Source organism: Sphingomonas sp. BK345 (genome assembly GCF_014193845.1).
GTDB lineage: Bacteria > Pseudomonadota > Alphaproteobacteria > Sphingomonadales > Sphingomonadaceae > Sphingomonas.
The window spans coordinates 523993-543672 of record NZ_JACHZX010000003.1 but is presented as its reverse complement, the minus strand read 5'-3'; the positions used below and the strand labels follow the sequence as shown (position 1 = coordinate 543672).

Annotated in this window: 16 protein-coding genes; 10 read left to right on the top strand and 6 right to left on the bottom strand. The window is 70.6% G+C overall.

What is annotated here, in order from left to right; all coding sequences use genetic code 11:
• Window positions 1-14 precede the first annotated feature (14 nt).
• A complete protein-coding gene (locus tag FHY03_RS11890) occupies window positions 15-1766 on the bottom strand; it encodes a DUF1800 family protein (RefSeq protein WP_183930965.1) in 1752 nt (583 codons plus the stop codon).
• A gap of 19 nt (window positions 1767-1785) precedes the next feature.
• Between FHY03_RS11890 and FHY03_RS11885 the strand changes: the two genes are divergently transcribed.
• The gene (locus FHY03_RS11885) at window positions 1786-2229 is read left to right on the top strand and encodes a hypothetical protein (RefSeq protein WP_183930963.1); all 444 of its coding nucleotides are present in this window, start codon (window positions 1786-1788) and stop codon (window positions 2227-2229) included.
• A 150-nt stretch (window positions 2230-2379) separates the two neighbouring features.
• Here the strand turns inward: FHY03_RS11885 and murJ are convergent, their stop codons facing one another.
• The 4 genes from murJ to FHY03_RS11865 all read right to left on the bottom strand — a co-directional run bounded on the left by murJ (window position 2380) and on the right by FHY03_RS11865 (window position 6514).
• The gene (gene murJ, locus FHY03_RS11880; RefSeq protein ID WP_183930961.1) at window positions 2380-3882 is read right to left on the bottom strand and encodes a murein biosynthesis integral membrane protein MurJ; all 1503 of its coding nucleotides are present in this window, start codon (window positions 3880-3882) and stop codon (window positions 2380-2382) included.
• A complete protein-coding gene (locus FHY03_RS11875; protein WP_183930959.1) occupies window positions 3875-4375 on the bottom strand; it encodes a glycosyltransferase family 4 protein in 501 nt (166 codons plus the stop codon). The genes murJ and FHY03_RS11875 overlap by 8 nt, the downstream gene beginning before the upstream one ends.
• Before the next feature lie 168 nt (window positions 4376-4543).
• Window positions 4544-5752, bottom strand: a complete 1209-nt coding sequence (locus FHY03_RS11870; protein ID WP_221190135.1) for a glycosyltransferase — start codon at window positions 5750-5752, stop codon at window positions 4544-4546.
• Window positions 5753-5935: 183 nt separating this feature from the next.
• Window positions 5936-6514, bottom strand: coding sequence for a nitroreductase (locus tag FHY03_RS11865; protein ID WP_183930957.1), 579 nt, complete (start codon window positions 6512-6514; stop codon window positions 5936-5938).
• Window positions 6515-6634: 120 nt separating this feature from the next.
• On the opposite strand from FHY03_RS11865, the gene FHY03_RS11860 reads away from it, so the two are divergent.
• Both FHY03_RS11860 and FHY03_RS11855 read left to right on the top strand, forming a co-directional pair.
• Window positions 6635-8251, top strand: coding sequence for a peptide MFS transporter (locus FHY03_RS11860; protein WP_183930955.1), 1617 nt, complete (start codon window positions 6635-6637; stop codon window positions 8249-8251).
• A gap of 41 nt (window positions 8252-8292) precedes the next feature.
• The gene (locus tag FHY03_RS11855) at window positions 8293-9975 is read left to right on the top strand and encodes a long-chain-fatty-acid--CoA ligase (RefSeq protein ID WP_260158887.1); all 1683 of its coding nucleotides are present in this window, start codon (window positions 8293-8295) and stop codon (window positions 9973-9975) included.
• A 189-nt stretch (window positions 9976-10164) separates the two neighbouring features.
• On the opposite strand, the gene FHY03_RS11850 is transcribed toward FHY03_RS11855, so the two are convergent.
• Window positions 10165-11256: a glycosyltransferase family 4 protein gene (locus tag FHY03_RS11850; RefSeq protein ID WP_183930953.1), complete on the bottom strand. Its 1092-nt coding sequence runs from the start codon at window positions 11254-11256 to the stop codon at window positions 10165-10167.
• Window positions 11257-11403: 147 nt separating this feature from the next.
• Here FHY03_RS11850 and FHY03_RS11845 point away from each other — a divergent pair, with 147 nt between their 5' ends.
• From FHY03_RS11845 to FHY03_RS11815, 7 genes are all read left to right on the top strand, one after another.
• Window positions 11404-12750 (top strand): oligosaccharide flippase family protein, encoded by a 1347-nt coding sequence (locus FHY03_RS11845; RefSeq protein WP_183923980.1) that lies wholly within the window; start codon window positions 11404-11406, stop codon window positions 12748-12750.
• Window positions 12747-13730: a glycosyltransferase family 2 protein gene (locus FHY03_RS11840; RefSeq protein WP_183930951.1), complete on the top strand. Its 984-nt coding sequence runs from the start codon at window positions 12747-12749 to the stop codon at window positions 13728-13730. Before FHY03_RS11845 ends, FHY03_RS11840 begins: the two co-directional genes overlap by 4 nt.
• Window positions 13727-14944, top strand: coding sequence for a glycosyltransferase family 4 protein (locus tag FHY03_RS11835; protein WP_183930949.1), 1218 nt, complete (start codon window positions 13727-13729; stop codon window positions 14942-14944). The genes FHY03_RS11840 and FHY03_RS11835 overlap by 4 nt, the downstream gene beginning before the upstream one ends.
• Window positions 14945-14949: 5 nt before the next feature.
• On the top strand, window positions 14950-15675 hold the full coding sequence (locus FHY03_RS11830) for a hypothetical protein (RefSeq protein WP_183930947.1): 726 nt from the start codon (window positions 14950-14952) through the stop codon (window positions 15673-15675).
• Entirely contained in the window at window positions 15672-17030 is a 1359-nt protein-coding gene (locus tag FHY03_RS11825; RefSeq protein ID WP_183930945.1) for an O-antigen ligase, read from the top strand. Before FHY03_RS11830 ends, FHY03_RS11825 begins: the two co-directional genes overlap by 4 nt.
• 95 nt (window positions 17031-17125) lie before the next feature.
• A complete protein-coding gene (locus FHY03_RS11820; protein ID WP_183930943.1) occupies window positions 17126-18427 on the top strand; it encodes a DUF1996 domain-containing protein in 1302 nt (433 codons plus the stop codon).
• A gap of 478 nt (window positions 18428-18905) precedes the next feature.
• Complete coding sequence (locus FHY03_RS11815) at window positions 18906-19664, top strand: PEPxxWA-CTERM sorting domain-containing protein (RefSeq protein WP_260158886.1); 759 nt, start codon at window positions 18906-18908, stop codon at window positions 19662-19664.
• Window positions 19665-19680: the final 16 nt, after the last annotated feature.

Below are 19680 nucleotides of genomic sequence, written 5' to 3'. Positions count from 1 at the left end.
GCGGGTACGGGTCCTTAGCGGTCGACGAGGAAATTGGGGCTGGACGCGGCGATATAGAGCACCGCCTGCGCGCGCTTGCGGGCCTGGAGCGTCGCGTCCGGATCAGTGATCGAAAGCGCGGCCGAGCGCATCGCGGAGAGCTGCGCGCCGGTCGCCGAGTTGCTCAGCAGCAGCAGGTTGACCACCGCGACGAGCCGGTCCGGATCGCTGCCGATCGCGTCCCAACCGTCCCACACCGGCGTCGTGCCGGTGAAATTGGGCACGCCGATGTTGTTGGTGAAATCGGCCCGGCCCGCCTCTCCCTTGATCGTCCAGTCGTAGAGGATGGTCTGCAACGCCATCACGCTGCCCGCCGACATCAGCTTGGACGCGGGGCTGACGAGCCGATCGTTGAGCGGGTAGTCGGGCGGGTAGAAGTTGAAGACTGAGGGCGCCTCGAACACCGGCTGGCCGGTCGGCGTGTCGCGGTTGACGAAGGCAACGCCGTCGGTGCGGAAGCCGATCGCGCGCGCCAGCGCCACCAGCGCGAGCGCCGGCTCCTTCACCTTGCCGGCGTCCCCGCGCGGCTCGTCGCCGCGTGCTTCGGGGTCGAGCAGCACCGCCCGCACCAACGCCTTCATGTCGCCGCGCACGCCCGCGCCATTGTCGCGGAACGCGCCGGCGACGCGGCCGACATAGGCCGGCGAAGGATTGGAGGTGACCAGGTTCTGGATCATCAGCTTGGCCAGTCGCGGCGGGGTCGAGGGATGGTTGAAGACGGCGTCCACCACCGCCGCCACGCTGGCCTCCTGCGTCGCCCCGGCGGGTACGGTCGTGCCCAGGAACTGCTTGGCGGCGCGATCGTAATTCTGCGTCTTGGGCACCATCGGCAGCGTGTGGTTGTTCGCGCTGGCGTCGGTCAGTCCGCCGCTCTTCACATAGGTCCAGCCGGTCAGCGCGCGCGCCACGCCACGCACGTCGTCGGGCGTGTAATTGGGCAGCGTCGCGCCGCTGGCGCCGAGCACCGGCGTGCCGTCCTGGTTGAGCTGCACCGGGCCCATGGCGAACAGCTGCATCAGCTCGCGCGCGTAATTCTCCGACGGCGCGCCCTTGGCGCTGTTCGCCATGTTGAGATAGGCGCCCATGTAGCCGTGCATCGTGACCTTCTGCAGGACGTCACGATAGTTGCCGAAGGCGTTGTCGAGCAGCATCTGCTGGTACGACGCCAGGCCGGCGCCGTTCTTCACCTGGCCGGCCGAGACCACCAGGATCTGCGACAGCGCGAAGGCGACGCGCTGGCGCAGCTGATCCGGCGCCAACACCGCGTCGGCGTAGAAGCGCGAGGCGGTGGGATAGCGACTGAAGTTGAACTCCCAGCATTTCGGGTTGTCAGTATTGGTCTTGCAATAGTTGATCGGCACCCAGACGATCAGGTCGTTGTACGACGCCCCGTGCATCGCGAACTGCTCGTCGAGCCAGCCCTTGAAGCCGAGCGCGGCGATGCGACTGATTGAATCGGGGGTCGGCCCGAAGGTCGCCTGCTTGGCAAAGCGGACGACGTCGGGCGGCACCGCGGCGGCGCCATCGGCGGTGAGCACCGGCTGGCTGAACGTCGCCAGCCCCGCCTGCCACGATCCGCCGTTGGTCGTGAACAACGCGAGGAAGCGCCAGAAGGCGTCGATGATCCCGCTCGCGAAGTCGCTCGCGAGTTGCACCAGATAGGCAGCACCGTCGGCCGGCGCCTGATCCAGCTGCGCGCTGGGCGTCGGCGTCGGCGCAGGAGTCACCACGGGAGACGTGGGCGCCATGGTGGGGGACGCGACCGGAGTCGGCGTCGGCGTCACCATGGGTGTCGGCGTCGGAGTCGGCGTGACCGCCGGCAAGGTGATGCTCGGCGTCGGTGTGGGGCTCGGCACCGCGGGCGCCGGGGCCGGCGTCGCCGTAGGCGTAGGCGTAGGCTTCGGCGTAACCGTCGGGACCGGCGTCGCCGCAGGCGTCGGCGTCGGCGTCGGCGTGATCGCGGGCGTCGGCGTGACGATCACGATGTCGCCGGAGCCGGTCGACGGAGTCGCGCCGGCGTCGGGTCCCGAGCTGCCGGGCAGCACGGTCGGGCTGGGGGTCGGCGTCGCGCTCGGCGTGGTGATCACCTGCACCGGCGTGGTGGCGGTCGCGCCGCCCCCCGATCCGCCGCCACCGCCGCCGCCGCCGCAAGCCGACAGTGCCAAACAGGCCGTCGCCGCCAGGATCTGAGTACGTAGGCGCGCGATCGACACTGTCGATGTTCCGTGATCAATTACAGGGGTGCGGCTCCCTGCCGCGCCAGAACAGCTATCCTTTCAGGCTGAAAGATCAGTTAAAGCAGCGGTTAGGCTGCTCATTTATAGATCGGGGCGGCGGCGCTCAGGCGCGGCGGCGCGCGAGCCGCTGCTGCACGTTGTGGATCATCGGGCCCCAGAATGTGACGCGCAGGCGCGGCACCCCCAACGTCACCGCGCCGCAGATCAGCGCGGTCGCGACGATCCCGACCACCAGCTGCGCCAGCGAGCCGTGCAGCTGGCGCACCAGCCCCGCGACCGCGAGGTTGAGCAGCAGGCAGGCCGCCAGTGCGCCGATCGGCAGCCGCAGCTCGCGCCACAAGCCTAGTCGCCACACCGCACCGGCGAAGCTGACGAGGCTGTAGCTCGCCACCGCCACGCCCATGGTCGCGACTCCGAGCACGCGCCATAGCAGAGTGTTGACGGCGATGCTGCTGAGTGAGGCCGCCGCCATGACGATCAGCGCCTCGCGGTTGCGCAGCTGCGCGTTGAGCGCCTTGATGAGATAATAGCCCGTGACCGAGACGAACACCGCGCCGCCCATGTAGCGGACCAGCGCGGCGGTGACCTGCACCGAATGCTCGTCGAAAGCACCACGCGCGAAGATCGCGCGGGTCACCTGCTCGGGATAGGCGAGCATCAGCGCCGCCACCGGCGTGGCGAGCACCATCGCCACCACCGCGACCTGCGCGACATGGCTGTCGATCGCCGCGCTGCGCTGGCCGCCGTGACTCGCCATCGTCATCACGCCGAGCGGCATCGCGATCAGCTGCACTGTGGTGTCGGCTAGGAATCGCGCATAGTCGACGCTGGCGATCACCGAGGTGCCGAGATGCGACGAGATGATCCGCTCCACCACCAAGGTCGACTGGACGATCAGCGGCAGTGACAGCAGCGACAGCGCGTTGCGGATGAAGCGGCCGCCGATCGCCACCACCTCGTCGCGCGCGAGGCGCCGCTGCGGGCGCAGGCCGCCGAGGCGACGCACCTCCAGCACGGTCCAGGTCACGAAGATCAAGTGGCTCGCCAGGATCGCGGTGGCGAGCCAATGATAGGAGCCGGTCCAATAGGCCAGTGCCGCGCCGGCGAGCGAGCCGATGTTGAGCAGCAGGGGGCGCCACGCGATCGCGCCGAACTTGCCGTAGCTCGTCTCGAGATAGCTCAGCATGCCGCCGATCAGGAAGGCCGGTGTGGCGAAGGAGAGGATGACGAGCAGCTCGGTCGCGATCCCCCACACCTTCGGTCCCGCGCCCGGCACCAGGAAGCGGACGATGTCGTCGGCGAAGACGAACAGTCCGATCGACAGCAGCGCCGAGAGCAATGCGGCATAACCTGCCGCGATCAGCACCAGCATGCGCGCGGCGTCTTTGTCACGCGCGAGCATCTCGCGGTAGAGCGGCAGCAGCCCGGCGCCGAGCGAATCGCCCACCAGCGCCTGTGCCGGCAGCAGATAGGCGGTCTGCGCGATACGGAAGCCGGCGGCGATCGGGCCGGTGCCGAACCAGCCGGCGAACGCCACCTCGCGCCCGAAGCCGGCGAGCTTCGACACCAGGTTGCCGACGACGATATAGGCCGCGCCCTTAAACATGGGCGGGCGCCCGGACGGCGAGCGCGACGCGTTCATAGTCGCGCGAGATGGTCGACCAGGCATAACGCTCGGCCATGGTGCGCGCGTGGCGACGGACGGTGGCGAGCGTGGTGGTGTCCGTGGTCAGCGCGCCGATCGCGCCCGCGATCTCCTGGGCGTCATAGCCGACGATCTGGCCCGTCTCGCCGGCGACGATCACTTCCTCGGCGCAGCCGACCCGGCTCATCACCACCGGCACGCCGCAGGCGAGCGCCTCCATGCAGACCAGCCCCCATGTCTCATAGTCGGCGGGGAGCGCGAACACGTCGGCGCCGCGGTACGGCGCGGGCGCGTCCGCGACCGTCCCCAGGAACTCGCCCCGATCGGCGACACCGAGCTGCGCCTCCTCGGCCTCATAAGGCTCGCGCGAGTTGAAGCGGCCGCCCGCAACGCGCAGCCCCCCGCCGGTGCCGATGATATCGCGGGCCGCGATCGCGAGTGCTAAGGTGGTCACGCTGTCCCTCTTATCGACCGAGCCGCAGCCGCCCTGCCGCGGGCGCGGTCGAGCGCCCCGGAGCTACGCTGCGCCGCAGCATGATCGCGCCTGCTAGTTTCACCCGAGGGTTAAGGCAAGAGTAGGACATGGGGTCGCTGTCACGTCCTGAACCACCGTCAGACGCGCTCAGCCCCGCCCTGTGCCCGGACGAAGCTTCTTGACCAGCGCCATCATCTTGCGCGTGCGCGTCTCATAGGTCTGCTCCTTGGCGGCGGCGAGGCGCTGCTCGAGCGGCGGCGCGTCGCCCGCGATCGCCTCGGCGAGCCGGTCGCGGAAGCCCTCGGCCTCGTCGCTGAACGCGGCGACATGTGCATAGTCGCGCAGCGCGGGAAGCTTGGTGGCGATCACGGGCACACCCGCGGCGAGATATTCGAAGAACTTCATCGGGAACATGGAGACGGTATATTTGTTGTGCACCGCCGGGATGATCGCCGCCGCCGCGCCGGCGAGATACTGGGGCAGCCGATCGTAGGCGCGCGGGCCGATCAGGTGGATGTTGGGACGCTCGTAGAGCTCGGGCACGCTGGTGCGCGGATCGCCCTCGCCGACGTCGCCGATCAGCACGAACGACCAGCCCGGCTCCAGCTCGGCCAGCCGCGCCACCAACGCCGTGTCGAGCTTATAGGCCGAGATCGCGCCGACGAAGATGATCCGCGGCGCGGGGATCGCGGCGAGGTCCTCGGGCAGCGCCGGCCCGGGCAGGCGCGCCTGCGAGAAATGATCCCAGTCGGCGACGTTCGAGAAGTAATGCGTGTTGGGGTTGAGCCGCGACAGCCGCGCCTGGATCTCGTGCGCGGTGGTGAAGACGAGGTCGGCGTGGCCGGCCAGCTCCGCCTCGGCCTCGCGGATCGTCGCCGCCGGCATGCCAGGCTGCGCGTCGATCGCGTCGACGGCGTGGTACACCACGCCCTTGGGCGCCTCGAGATCGTAGAACCGCGTCGTCAGCGGCGAGTAGGTCCAGATCAGCTCGCGGCGATGCTTCAGCCGGCTGGTCCACAGGCGCAGGCCGGCGCGGAGCAGCTGGCGGTTGATGCGACGGATCGCGGCGCTGCCCTGGAATGGGATCACGATCGGTGACCACACCCAGATGTTGTCGCGCACCTGCCGCGGCGGGCGCATGCCGCGCTTCAGCCGCTTGACGATGCGCGACAGGTCACGCCCGGTCGCGGTGGGCGCGCGCAGCCCCTGCGATTCGATGTAGAAGACGCGATGTCCCAGCTTGGCCAGCTGCACCGCGACGTGCTGCTTGTTGGTCCAAAAGGGATTGTCCCAGTCCGCGGTGGAGATCAGGACGATGTCCATCGGCTGCGGCTGGTCGGTGGCGTCGGTGCTCATCGCGCGGCATGTCCTGTGATCGTGATCGCGTCGGGCGCGCCGGCGCGAGCGTCGGGGCCGGCCCGTCGCCCGGCATTGGTATAACCGGCATCAACCATCGCGCCCGTCTATCGAGCGAACCGCGCGAGCGCACCTGAAAAGCGACCGTGCCGGCCGTGCCGGCCGTGCCGGCACGGCGCGCCGTCAGCCCGCCCACTCGCTCCACAGCGTGGCGGGGTCGGGACGCGGGCGTTCCTCGAGCGCGCGGCCGGGGGTGCCGATGAACATGAAGCCGGCGATCCGCTCGGGCGCGGCGCCGAACAGGTCGCGCACCGCGTCGGAGAAGGCCGGCCAGCCGGTCAGCCAGCCCGCGACGAAGCCGTGCGCGTGCGCGGCGTGGAGCAGGTTCATGCACGCTGCCCCTGCCGACAGCTCCTGCTCCCACAACGGAATATGGCTTTCCAGCCGGGGCGAGGAGAGCGCCACCACCAGCGCGGGCGCCTGGCGCGCGAACTGGTCCATCGCGTCGAGCTCGAGCCGCGCCGCGGCCGGACGCTCGGCGCGATAGGCCTCCACCAGCCGCGCGGCGAAGGCGTCGCGGCGCTCGTCCGGGACGATCACGAAGCGCCACGGCGCGAGCTTGCCGTGATCGGGGGTGCGCCCGGCGAGCTGGATCATGGCGACGAGCTGGTCGCGCGTCGGCCCGGGCGCGACCAGGTCGCGCGGCTTGCCCGAGCGGCGCGTGGCGAGCAGCGCGAGCGGCGAGGAGAGGTCGTTGAACATCGCCGGGACAGATAGCGCGCCCGGGGGATATTTACAGCGGCGCCCGAGACGCTAGTCTCGCGCGCAACCAATCGGCGCCGCTCGCGGGCGCGCCCTGCCCCTCAGCGGAGCCGCTCTCCCTTGCCCATCATCCCCACGATCGCGCTCGCTTTCCTCGCCTTGTTGCTGGGCGGCGGGGTCGCCGCCGCGGTGAAACCCGGCGACGAGTTCGCCGGCCACCCCAAAGGCCTCTACGTCCTGTTCTTCGCCGAGATGTGGGAGCGCTTCTCCTATTACGGCATGCGCGCGCTGCTGATCTTCTACCTGACCAAGCACTGGCTGTTCGACGACGGCAAGGCCAACCTGATCTACGGCGCCTATACCTCGCTGGTGTACATCACGCCGGTGCTCGGCGGCTATCTGGCGGACCGCTACCTCGGTCAGCGCCGCGCCGTGGTCTATGGCGCGGTGCTGCTCACGCTGGGCCACCTGCTGATGGCGGTGGAGGGAGACGGCGGCCAGGCCTCGGCGGCGATCAACGTCTTCTGGCTCGCACTGGGCTTCATCATCGTCGGCTCGGGCTTCCTCAAGGCCAATATCTCGGTGATCGTGGGCCAGCTGTACCCGCTCACCGACATCCGGCGCGACGGCGCGTATACGATCTTCTACATCGGCATCAACACCGGCGCGGCGCTCGGCACGATCCTGGCCGGCTGGCTCGGCGAGACCTACGGCTGGTCCTATGGCTTCGGCGCGGCGGGCGTCGGCATGCTGCTCGGGCTGCTGGTGTTCGTGCTGGGCAAGCCGCTCCTGCAGGGGCGCGGCGAGGCGCCGCGCGCGCTCGCCCGGTCGCTCGAGTGGACGCTCTACGCGATCGGCGTCGCCGCGGTGGGGGTGATCTGGCTGCTGATCCAGTATCAGGACGTGATCCAGACGCTGCTGATGGTCTCGGGGGTCGCGCTGCTCGGCTACGTGCTGTTCGCCTCGTTCAAGCTGGAGCCGCACGCGCGCGACCGGATGTTCGCGGTGCTCTTCCTGATCGCGCTCAACCCGCTGTTCTGGGGTTTGTACGAGCAGGCCGGCGGCAGCCTCAACCTGTACACCGACCGCTTCGTCGACCGCGGCGGCGTGCCCGCCTCGCTGTTCCAGTCGGTCAACCCGATCTACATCGTGCTGCTCGGCCCGATCTTCGCCGCGCTGTGGGTGTTCCTCGGGCGGCGCGGCTGGGAACCCTCGGCGCCGGCCAAGTTCGGGCTGGCGCTGGTGCAGGTGGCGCTGAGCTTCCTGCTCTTCGTCTGGGGCGCGCGGCTGTACGGCGCGGCGCTGACCCCGGTGTATCTCGTCTTCATGATCTATTTCTTCCAGACCTCGGGCGAATTGTGCCTGTCGCCGGTGGGCCTCTCGGCGATGAACCGGCTGGCGCCGCGTCACCTCGCCAGCCTGATCATGGGCGCGTGGTTCTACATGACCGCGGTGGGCAATTTCGTCGCGGGCAAGATCGGCGAGGCGACCGGCGGCGGCGAGGGCGGCACGATGACGCGCGACGGCACGCTGGGGGTGTACGAGACGATCGGCTGGTGGGCGATGGGCATCGCGCTCCTGGTGCTGCTGGTGAGCCCGCTGGTGCGCCGCCTGATGCACCTCGACACGCTGCGCGACCACGACGAGTCGCACGCCATGGCGGGCGAGGCCGAGCTGGCCGAGCCGCAGGCGGCGGGGTTCGACAGCGCCAGCGCGACGCGCCCGCCCCGACCCTGACCGACATCAATCGACACGCGACAGAAGCGCGCGGCTGAGCCATGATCGCCGCCCGACGCGACCGCGATCCACGCGGCGCGCGGGTGGGAGAGACGATGCCGCTGCTCGGGCTGATGCAGGATATGCCGCTGACGGTCGACCGCTTCCTCGACCATGCGGCGACGTGGCACCCGCGCCGCGAGATCGTCTCGCGCGACGCCGCCGGCGCGGTGAGCCGCACCGACTACGCCGGGCTGCATCGCATCGCCAAGCAGGTGTCGGCCGCGCTCGCCGCGCTCGGCATCGCGCCCGGCGACCGGGTCGCCACGCTGGGCTGGAACGGCTTCCGCCATCTCGCCGCCTGGTACGGCGCCACCAACATGGGCGCGGTGCTCCACACGCTCAACCCGCGGCTGTTCCCCGACCAGATCCGCTACATCGCCGACCATGCCGGCGACCGGCTGCTCTTCGCCGATCCCGAGTGCGCCGCGTTGGCGCAGCGGCTGCTGCGCGAGGTGCCCTCGCTCGAGCGGATCGTCTATCTGTGCGGCACGGACGCACTGCCCGAGCCCGGCGCGCTCGCCTTCGACGAATGGGTCGCGGCGCAGCCGATCGACCATCCCTGGGGCGGGTTCGACGAGCGCGCCGCCTGCGGGCTGTGCTACACCTCGGGCACCACCGGCTTGCCCAAGGGCGTGCTCTACTCGCACCGCTCCAACTGGCTGCACACGATGATGGCGCTCCAGCACGACGCGATGGGGCTCTCCGCGCGCGACACGCTGCTGCTGGTGGTGCCGATGTACCATGCCAACAGCTGGGGCGTGGTCTATTCGGCCCCCGCGGTCGGCGCCAAGCTGGTGCTGCCGGGCCAGCGGATGGACGGCGCCTCGCTCTACGAGCTGATCGAGCAGGAGCAGGTGACCTTCTCCGCCGCGGTGCCGACGGTGTGGCAAGGGCTGCTCCAGCACCTGCGCGGCACCGGGCGCGGCTTCACCTCGCTGGAGCGCGTGATCATCGGCGGCGCCGCGCCGTCCGAGGCGCTGATCCGCGCCTTCCAGGACGATTACGGCGTCGAGGTAGTGCAGGGCTGGGGCATGACCGAGACCTCGCCGCTGGCGACGCTCTCCTCCCCCACCGCGGCGGTGCTGGCGCAGCCCTATGACGAGCAGGTGCGGCGCAAGGCGATGCAGGGGCGGCCGGTGTGCGGGCTGGCGCTGCGGCTGGTCGACGACGCGGGCGCGGTGCTGCCGCACGACGGCGCCACCGCGGGGCGGCTGCTGATCCGTGGCCCGACGATCGCGCGCGCCTATTACGGCGAGCCGGCGGAGGCGGTCGACGCCGAGGGCTGGTTCGATACCGGCGACGTCGCGGTGATCGACGACGCGGGCTATGTGCGCATCACCGACCGCGCCAAGGACATCGTGAAGTCGGGCGGCGAGTGGATCAGCTCGATCGAGATCGAGAATCTGGCGGTGGCGCACCCCTCGGTGGCGATCGCGGCGGTGATCGGCGTGGCGCATCCGGTGTGGGGCGAGCGGCCTGTGCTGCTGGTCCAGCCCGCGCCGGGCGCGACCTGCCTCAAGGAGGAACTGCTCGCCTTCCTCGACGGCCAGATCGCGCGCTGGTGGATGCCCGACGACGTGCTGGTGGTGGACGCGATCCCGCTCGGCGCCACCGGCAAGATCGACAAAAAGCTGCTGCGCGAGCGGCTGCGCGACGACCGGCTGGAGGGGGCGGGGGGGTAGACGGGGAACGGCTACAACGATCCTCCCCTGCAAGGGGAGGTGGCACGCCGAAGGCGTGACGTAGGGGTGACCCGGCTGGTGAGTCCAGCGACCCTCACCAGCCGGGTCACCCCTCCGTCGCGCTTCGCGCGCCACCTCCCGTTCCAGGGGAGGATGAGATCGGCAGTCTACGCTGTGGGGGCGGAAGTCCTACTTCGCCGCCGCGATCACCTCGCCCAGGAAGCTGCGATACTGCGCCGCGACGCGCGGCCAGGCGTAGCGCAAAGCGCGGACGCGGCCGCGCGGGGCCAGCTCGGAGCGCGCCGCGATCGCGTGCGCCAGCGCCGCCGCCACCGCCGCGGGGTCGCCCGTGTCGAGCAGCACCGCGTCGTCGCCGACGATCCAGCGCAGCCGCGGCGAGTCATGCGCCACCACCGGCGCGCCGCACGCCAGCGCCTCGATATAGACGTTGCCGAACGATTCCTCGCGCGAGAGGTGGAGGAACACGTCGGCGGAGCGGTACAGCAGCGGCATCTCCGCCGCCCCCACCGTCAGCCGCTTGAACCGGCCCGGCAGCAGCTCGGCGGCGAGCCGGTCGACCGCCTCGCGCTCGGGCCCGTCGCCCGCGACCACCAGGTGCGCGTCGGGCAGCTGCGCCACCGCGCGCACGCCGTCGGCGACCCGCTTGGTCGGGATCAGCGCGCTCACCATCAGCACCACCGTGCCGCGCGCGGGCAGGCCGAAGCGCGCGCGCTCGGGCGAGCCGGGCGTGAAGCGCTCGGCGTCCATCCCGTTGGGGATCAGCGCGCAGCGCCATTTCTCCTGGTTGCGCTCGAGATAATCGGGGTTGGTGCAGACCAGCCCGTCGCAGCCGAAGGTGCGATATTCGGCGTCGTTCGAGAAGGCCGGCCAGTCGCCGTTCTGCGTGACGAAGACGTGCGGCGGGCGGCGGCCGAACAGCACCGGGCGGCGCAGCACCCAGTTGGTGAAGGGAAAGGAGCAGGTGACCGTCACGTCATGGTCGCGCGGGCGATAGGCGCGGAGCAGGCCGGGGACGAAGCTCGCCTCCTCCCAGCCGGTCTCGCTGCGCAGCGCGGGGACGCGCGGCATCCGCTCGAGCTTCTCACGCCGCAGCGCGCCGGCGTGGCGGAAGCGATAGGGCGTGCCCGCGCGCGCCTCGCCCGCGCCGATCACCGTCACCGCGTCGCCGCCGCGCGCCAGCTCGGTCGCGAGCGACAGCAGCGCCACCTCGGCGCCGCGCTCGAAACGATGGAAGCCCGGCAGGGCGAACAGGATCCGCATCACTTTTCCTCAAACGCCGGTGAAAAACGCGTCAACGATCGTGTGCCTCGATTTTAAGGCTTCGGCTGCTAGAGACCGCGCAGCCGCCCCGGCCCGCGTCGATTCGACCGTGCCGGCCGGTACCTTCCTGGGATCGTCCGCCCGCGCATGAAGTTGCTTTCCCGATCGATCCTGACACGGCTGGGCTGGTCCACCGCCGGCTATGGCGTGGTGCAAGCACTGCGGCTCGTCAACAACGTCGTGCTGGCGCGGCTGCTCGCGCCCGAGCTGTTCGGCATCATGATCATCGTCAACACGGTGCGCACCGGCATCGAGCTGGCGTCCGATATCGGCATCGGCCAGAACATCATCAGCAACCCGCGCGCGGAACAGCCCGACTTCTACGACACCGCCTGGACGCTGCAGCTGGTCCGCGGCCTTGCGCTCGGCATGGTCTGCGCCGCGCTCGCCTGGCCGGTGGCGTGGTTCTACCGCAAGCCCGAGCTCGCCGGCATCTTCGCGGTGGCGTCGCTGTTCTTCGTCTTCGCCGGGTTCGAATCGACCGGGCGCTTCATCGCGCAGAAGCACCTGCGGCTCGCCGCGCTGACCGCGTTCGAGGTCGGCTACACCGCGATCTCGACGGTGGCGCACATCCTGTTCGCGCTGGCCACGCCGACGATCTGGGCGCTGGTGTTCGGCGGCATCACCTCCAGCGCGGCGGTGATGGTGGCGAGCTATCTGCTGATCCCCGGCATGCGCCACCGCTTCCTGATCGACCGCGGCGCGGTGCGCGAGATCCTGTCGTTCGGCCGCTGGGTCGCGCTGTCCTCGATCGTCTACTTCCTGGCGATGAACTTCGACCGGCTGTACATGGCGCGGGCGGTGTCGCTGGCGGTGCTGGGCACCTATGGCATCGCGCGCTCGCTCGCCGACATCCTCAACCTGCTGGTCGCGCGCTTCGGCAACATGATCGTCTTTCCAATGGTGGCGGCCTCGTTCGACACCACCGCCGAGCTGCGCGCGCGGCTGGCACGGCACCGCCCGCTGCTGCTGCTCGGCGCCGCCGCGGCGGTGGCGGGGTTCATCGCCGTGTCGGACCTGCTCACCGCCCTGCTTTACGACCAGCGCTACCAGGGGGCGGCGCAGATGCTGCCCGCGCTGTCGTTCGGCGTGTGGTTCGCGATCCTGTCGACGATCAACGAATCGGTGCTGCTCGGCATCGGCAAGCCGGTCTATGGCGCCAGCGCCAATATCGGCAAGTTCGCCTGGCTGCTGGTCGGCCTGCCGGTCGCGGTCAACTTCTACGGTATCGGCGGCGCGGTGCTCGTGATCGCCAGCGCCGAGCTGGTCCGTTACGTGCCGCTCTGGGTCGCGCAGCGTCGCGAGGGGCTGTCGTTCGCGCGGCAGGACCTTGCTATGACGCTGGTCATGCTGGGTCTGGCCGTGCTCTTCCGCGAGGCGCTGTACGGCGTCGGGCTGACCGGCGACGTGACGAGTCTGCTGCCGTGGAGATGAGCGCGCCTTTTTCGCCCCCGCCGCGCATCGGCATCGTCGCGATCGGCCGCAACGAGGGCGAGCGGCTGATGCGCTGCCTGCGCTCGCTCGAAGGCAGCGGTGCCGCGGCGGTGATCTATGTCGACTCGGCCTCGACCGACGGCAGCCCTGCGCGCGCGCGCGAACTCGGCGCGCAGGTGGTCGATCTCGACATGGCGCTCCCCTTCACCGCGGCGCGCGCGCGCAACGCCGGCTTCGACGCCCTGCCCGCCGACTGCGACCTCGTCCAATTCATCGACGGCGACTGCGAGCTGGCGCCGGACTGGCTCGCCGCCGCGACTCGCTTCCTCGCCGCGCACCCCGACGTGGCGGTGGTGTGCGGACGCCGGCGCGAGCGCCATCCCGAGGCCTCGGTCTACAACCGACTGTGCGACCTGGAGTGGGACACGCCGATCGGCGAGGCCGGGGCGTGCGGCGGCGACTCGCTGATGCGCGCCGAGGTGGTCCGCGCCGCGGGCGGCTTCCGCGACGATCTCACCGCGGGCGAGGAGCCCGAGCTGTGCGCGCGGCTGCGCGCCGCCGGCTGGCGGGTGTGGCGGATCGACGCGGCGATGACGCTGCACGACGCCGCGATGCTGCGCTTCGGCCAATGGTGGTGGCGCGCGGTGCGCGGCGGCTTCGGCTATGCCCAGGCCGGCGAGGCGACCCGCGCGCTGCCGCATCCGCTCTACCGCGCCGAGCGCCGCCGCGCGCTGCTGTGGGCGGGCGCGCTGCCGCTCGCGGGCGCGGTGCTGGCGCTGCTGGTCGATCCCGCGCTGCTGCTGCTGCCCGTGCTGCTGCTCGCGCTCCAGGTGGCGCGGGTGGCCCGACGCGACCGCCATGGCGCGATGGCGTGGCCCAACGCCTTCTACACGATGCTGGCGAAATTCCCCGAGCTGCAGGGCATGCTGCGCTATGCGCGCCGCCGCCGCGCCGCGGGATCGGCGATCACCTACAAATGACCGACCCACGCCCCCCCCGCATCGCCTATGTGGTGAGCCAATATCCGGCCTCGTCGCACACCTTCATCCGCCGCGAGGTGGAGAGCCTGCGCCGCCACGGCGTCGACGTGCGCACCTACAGCATCCGCCGTCCCGGCGCGGCCGAGCTGGTCGCGCCCGAGGACCGCGCCTCGGCCGAGACCACGCGCTTCGTGCTGCCGCTGGGCGCGGGGGCGCTGCTCGGCGCGCATCTGGGCGCGCTGACGCGCCGTCCCGGCGCCTATCTCGCGCTGCTTCGGCTCGCCTGGCGCCACCGCGTGCCGGGGCTGCGCGCCGCGCTCTGGGCGCTGTTCCACTTCGCCGAGGCGGTGGTGCTGGCGCGGATGTTCGGCGAGGACCGGGTCAGCCACGTGCACAATCATTTCGCGAACGCGGGCGCGACCGTCGGCATGATGGCGGCGCGCTTCGCGGGCCTGCCGTGGAGCCTGACGCTGCACGGCATCTCGGAGACCGACTATCCCGCCGGGCTGACGCTCGGCGCCAAGCTGGAGCAGGCCGAGTTCGCCGCCTGTGTCTCCTGGTTCGGGCGGGCGCAGGCGATGCGGGTCACCGCGCCGGCGCACTGGCACAAATTCGCGGTGGTGCGCTGCGGGCTCGACCTCGCCGCGCCCGCGCTCGCCGCCCCGGTCGCGCGCACAGCTGGCGCGCGGCGTCGGCTGGTGTGCGTGGCGCGGCTGTCGGCGGAGAAGGGGCATCTCGGGCTGCTCGAGGCGATCGCACCGCTCGACGTCGAGCTCACGTTGGTGGGTGACGGCCCGCTGCGCGGCCAGATCGACGCCGCGGTGGCGCGGCTCGGGCTCGGCGCGCGCGTCCGTTTCGCGGGGCGGCTCGACGAGGCCGCGACGCTGGCCGAGATCGCGCGCCACGACATGCTGGTGCTGCCGAGCTTCATGGAGGGCCTGCCGATCGTGCTGATGGAGGCGATGGCGCTCGGCCTGCCCGTGATCGGCAGCCGGGTCGCGGGGGTGCCCGAGCTGATCGAGGACGGCGCCGAGGGCCTGCTCTTTCGCCCCGGCGACTGGGACGACCTGCGCCGCCAGATCGCGCGGCTGCGCGACGATGCCGCGCTGGGCGACCGGCTCGCCGCCGCCGGCCGCGCCAAGGTCGAACGCGAGTTCGACATCGCCACCGCGGTCGCCCCGCTCGTCTCCCGCTTCGCCGCCCGAATAGGCTGATCTCTATGCTGTTCGACCATGTCGACCGAGTCCGCATCATCAACCTCGCGCATCGCACTGACCGGCGCGCGCAGATGCTGGGCGAGCTGCGCCGGCTCGGCGCCGAGCACGACCCGAAGGTGGCGTTCTTCGACGCATGCCGCTTCGACGACGCGGGCAGCTTCACCTCGCGCGGTGCGCGCGGCGTGTATCACAGCCATCTCGCCATCCTCGAGGAAGCGGCGGCGGCGGGCGAGAGCGTGCTGATCCTGGAGGATGACGCCGATTTCACGCCGGCCGCGCGCGACGTGAGCGTGCCGCCCGGCTGGCAGATCCTCTACGGCGGCTATTACGCCGCGACGCCCGACGACCTGCCCGCGAGCGACATCATCGGCGCGCACTGCATGGCGTTCAGCGCCGACACGGTCGCGCCGCTCGCCGCCTATCTGCGCCACCTGCTGACGCTCGACAACCATCCCCCGGTCGACGGCGCTTATGTGTGGTATCGCCGCGCGCGTCCGGAGGTGCGAACGGTGTTCGCCGAGCCGGTCCTGGCCGAGCAGCGCCCGTCGCGCACCGATATCGCCGCGTTGCGCTTCTTCGATCGCCTGCCGCTGCTGCGGGAGGGCGCCGGCGCGGCGCGCGCGTTCAAGCGCGCGGCGGCGCGGCGCAGCTTCGGGCTGGGCGAGTCGATCGTGCTCGCGATCGTCGGCATCGGCAGCGCGGCGGCGCTGGTGGCGGTGTTCGCATGAAGTGGGTCGCGCTCCTCGCGGTGCTCGCGCTGCTGCCCGCGTTCATCGGCTGGCTGCGCGCGAACCAGCGCCATCTGCCGCGCGTGATGGTCGTGTTCGGTGCGATGCCGTTCGTGATCAGCACATGGCACCTCCTGGTCGCACCGATCTCCTGGGCCTATTGGCCCGGCTTTGTCAAAGGCGTGGAAGTCACGCTGCTCGACGCGCTGGCGGTGGCACTGATCCTGTCCGCCCCGGCCAAGCGACGTCGCGCCCATCTGCGCTGGCCGCTCCTGGTCTATACCGCGTTGGTGCTGCTTAGCATGCTGCAGAACGACGTGCCGATGTCGACCTTCTTCTACGTCTGGCAGCTGCTGCGGATGGCGCTGGTGATCACCGCGGTCGCGGTCAGCTGCCGCGACCCGCGCACGCCGCGCGCGCTCATGCTCGGGCTGATCCTCGGCATCTGCTTCCAAGCGGTGATGTCGGTGAAGGCGCATGCGGAGGGCGCGCTGCAGGCGGCCGGCACGCTAGGGCACCAGAACCTGCTTGGCATGCTGACTCACTTCGTGATCTTCCCGTCGCTGGCGATGCTGCTGGCCACGAAGAGGTCGCGCTGGCTGTGGCTCGGCCCGATCGCGGGTCTGACCGCCGTGGTGCTGACCGCGTCGCGCGCGACGATCGGCTTCTCCGCGGCCGGCGTCGTGCTGACGCTGCTGCTGTCGATCATGCGCCAGCCGAGCGCGCGTAAGACCACGGTCGCGGTCGCGGGCGTGCTGTCGCTGGTGGTGGCCGCGCCAGTGGCCTATGCCACGCTCGGCGCGCGCTTCAGCAAGCAGGCCGACGATGGCGGCTATGACGAACGCGCCGCCTTCGAACGCGCCGCCAAGGCGATCGTCCATGACCATCCGCTCGGCATCGGCGGCAACCATTATGTCGTGGTCGCCAACACGCAGGGCTATTCGGATCGCGCCGGCGTGGCCGCGGTCTACGGCAGCCGCAGCGCGCACGTCCACAACGCCTATCTGCTGTCGGCCGCGGAGATGGGCTATACCGGCATCGCCGCCTTCGTGGTCCTGCTGCTATGGCCTATGGTGGTGGCGCTGCGCTGTGCCTGGCGGTTCCGGCGCGACCCGCGCGGCGACGTCCTGCTGGGCTTGGCGGTGGCGCTGGTGATGGTCAGCCTGCACTCGCTCTTCGAGTGGATCTTCGTCGTCTACGTCACCCAATATCTGTACGCGATCGCAGTCGGGCTGATCGCGGGCATCGCCGCGGACATGGGCTTCTGGGCGCCGCGGCGGAAGCGCGCGGTGGCCGCGCCGGATCGCCACGATGCGGCGGAAAGCGCCGCGGAACCAATCCCTAACGTCGCTTAAGCACGCTTCCCTACGTCGATTTAACCCAGCGTCCCTAGCGTGGCCTGAACGGCTGCCGGGCTCGAGTTCGCCCGCGGCGTCTGGGAGTAACTCGGATGATGACGCTGCTGGGCGCGTGCGCGCGCCCCGCGCTGATGCGCGCCCCCGCGACCATGCTGCCGCGCGCCGCTCGGCTCATGCCCCACCTCCTGCTCGCGCTGGCGCTCGCCGGTTGTGGCGGCGGCGGCGGCGGCGGCGCCACCGCCGCGACCAATCCGGTGGCGAGCGCGCCGATCGCCCCCACCGCCCCGGCCGCGACGCCCGCGCCCACGCCGACGCCCACCCCCGCCAGCAGCGGCGTGGTGGTGGCGCCCGGCAGCCTGCCGGTAGCGGGTGACTATGACTCGATCCCAAGCAACTTCGACGTCAGCCAGCAGCTCGTCGCCGCCTGGGGCACGGGTGCGGTACCGTCGAGCGGCGCGCCCGACGTGGTCGGCGCCTTCCGCTTCATCTGCACCCCCAGCCACGAGGCCAAGGACGACCCGATCGTCTTCCCAGGCCAGCCCGGCCGGTCGCACCTCCACCAGTTCTTCGGCAACTCGCTGGCGGACGCCAACTCGACCTATCGCAGCCTGCGCACCAGCGGCGACAGCACCTGCACCAACGCGCTCAACCGCTCGGCCTATTGGATGCCGGCGATGCTCAACGGCAAGAACGGCGTGGTGCGGCCCGATTACGTCTCGATCTACTACAAGCGCCGCCCCGCCAGCGACCCCGAGTGCCAGCGCATGGGCAAGGCGTGCGTCGACCTGCCGCGCGGGCTGCGCTTCGTGTTCGGCTATGACATGATCAACGGCACGCCGCCGACCGGCGCCGGCTATTACAATTGCCAGGGCCCGACCGCCGAGCCCGGCCACTACCCCGACCTGATCGAGGCAGGGAAACATTGCGGCGTCGGCAACCAGATCGGCGCGGTGATCAACGCGCCCAATTGCTGGGACGGCAAGAACCTCGACAGCGCGGACCATCGCTCTCACGTCGCCTACACCAGCTACGGCGACTGGGGCTATGAGAAGTGCCCGGCCGACCACCCGTACGTGATTCCCACCTTCACCATGGGGGCCTGGTACACGGTCGACTCGGACCTCAACCGCAGCGGCAGCTGGGACGGCGGCACCAGCGGCTGGCATCTCGCCTCGGACGAGATGCCGGGCATGGCGGCGATGCGCCCGGGCTCGACCTTCCACGCCGACTGGTTCGGCGCGTGGGACGACGAGGTGATGAAGATGTGGATGGATAATTGCATCAACAAGCTGCTCAACTGCAGCGGCGGCGACCTGGGCAACGGCCGTCAGATGAAGATGTTCGACGCCTTCGCCTGGACCAGCAACCCGCACGTGGTGGCGCTGCCGAAATGAGCGTCCTGCGGTGAGCGAGTGAGGGCGGGCGAGGATCTCGCCTTGGGCGGCACCCGGGCTCGTCGTCCTGGCCGAGCCGCCTTCGACTCGGCGGGTCGCCTCCGACGTGCCGCCGTCCTTCGTCATCCCGCTCCCGTCAGCCGCGTCCCCTTCTTCATCCCCCACCCCTTCGTCATCCCCGCGCAGGCGGCGGTCCAGACACGCCGACGTCCCGCCTCCTTCGACAGGTCCGCGCGTCTGGATCCCTGCCTCCGCAGGGATGACGGCGGGAGGGCGCGGAGACGACCGGTGATGGCACGGGGATGCCGAGCAGAAGCCCGAGGCTGCCAGGCGAGGGCCGCGAGGCCGACGAACGAGGCCGGCACGCCGAGTGTCGCATGGGTCCGAAACCGGGACAGGGGCGTAACGGTCGCTTCTTGAAGCTCCCCCCGCTGCACGGCAATCACGCGACGAACAGAGTTTCTGGGGGGACGAAATCATGACCAAGTTGAAGATGATGGCGGCAGTGGCCGGGCTCGCGCTGGCGACCGCGGCGGCGCCGGCGAGCGCCGCGGACTTCCTGCTCAATCTGACGGCGACGGGCAGCGGAAGCGGCGCCTATCGCGACTATTCGTTCCAGCTCGACGGCAAGACCGTGAACGCGCGCGCCACCGCCTGGTCGGTCGGCACGGACTCGACCGGCCGCATCTACGACGCCAAGCTGGGCGTCTGGACCGAGGGTCTGGGCGTGACCAACGATGCCGAAGGCAGCGGCGGGGGCAACACGCACACGATCGACAACCAGTACGGCTACGATTTCGTGCTGCTCCAGTTCAGCACCGACGTGCTGCTGTCGAAGATCACCACGTCGCCGTTCCAGATCGGTAATGACAAGGACTCGGATGCCACCGTCGCATGGGGCGACGTCACCACCGCTTGGAACCAGTCGCTCGGCTTGAACAACAAGTCGTATGCCACGCTGACCAACCTGCTCGACGGCAGCACCACGCTGGCTGGTGGCAGCACCACCTCGACCCGCTCGGTCACCGGCGCGAGCGCGTCGAACCTGTGGCTGGTCGGCGCCGCAGTAGCCGGCGCGCCCGACAAGACCATCGACGGCTTCAAGCTGGGTGCGGTCACCGTCAGCAGCGCGGTGCCCGAGCCGGCGACCTGGATGATGATGATCGGCGGTTTCGCGATGGTCGGCGCCGCGGTGCGTCGTCGCAAGAGCGTCACCGGCGGCGCCGCGGTCGCCTGAACGCGCGCTTTCGATT

What these genes read in the sequence shown, in the direction of transcription:
- FHY03_RS11855 (WP_260158887.1), top strand. Translation starts at nt 8,293, where the DNA reads ATGATCGCCGCCCGACGCGACCGCGATCCACGCGGCGCGCGGGTGGGA.
- FHY03_RS11820 (WP_183930943.1), top strand. Translation starts at nt 17,126, where the DNA reads ATGATGACGCTGCTGGGCGCGTGCGCGCGCCCCGCGCTGATGCGCGCC.
- murJ (WP_183930961.1), bottom strand. Translation starts at nt 3,882, where the DNA reads ATGTTTAAGGGCGCGGCCTATATCGTCGTCGGCAACCTGGTGTCGAAG.
- FHY03_RS11865 (WP_183930957.1), bottom strand. Translation starts at nt 6,514, where the DNA reads ATGTTCAACGACCTCTCCTCGCCGCTCGCGCTGCTCGCCACGCGCCGC.
- FHY03_RS11845 (WP_183923980.1), top strand. Translation starts at nt 11,404, where the DNA reads ATGAAGTTGCTTTCCCGATCGATCCTGACACGGCTGGGCTGGTCCACC.
- FHY03_RS11835 (WP_183930949.1), top strand. Translation starts at nt 13,727, where the DNA reads ATGACCGACCCACGCCCCCCCCGCATCGCCTATGTGGTGAGCCAATAT.
- FHY03_RS11830 (WP_183930947.1), top strand. Translation starts at nt 14,950, where the DNA reads ATGCTGTTCGACCATGTCGACCGAGTCCGCATCATCAACCTCGCGCAT.
- FHY03_RS11840 (WP_183930951.1), top strand. Translation starts at nt 12,747, where the DNA reads ATGAGCGCGCCTTTTTCGCCCCCGCCGCGCATCGGCATCGTCGCGATC.
- FHY03_RS11870 (WP_221190135.1), bottom strand. Translation starts at nt 5,752, where the DNA reads ATGAGCACCGACGCCACCGACCAGCCGCAGCCGATGGACATCGTCCTG.
- FHY03_RS11815 (WP_260158886.1), top strand. Translation starts at nt 18,906, where the DNA reads ATGACCAAGTTGAAGATGATGGCGGCAGTGGCCGGGCTCGCGCTGGCG.
- FHY03_RS11825 (WP_183930945.1), top strand. Translation starts at nt 15,672, where the DNA reads ATGAAGTGGGTCGCGCTCCTCGCGGTGCTCGCGCTGCTGCCCGCGTTC.
- FHY03_RS11850 (WP_183930953.1), bottom strand. Translation starts at nt 11,256, where the DNA reads ATGCGGATCCTGTTCGCCCTGCCGGGCTTCCATCGTTTCGAGCGCGGC.
- FHY03_RS11885 (WP_183930963.1), top strand. Translation starts at nt 1,786, where the DNA reads ATGGTGGGGGACGCGACCGGAGTCGGCGTCGGCGTCACCATGGGTGTC.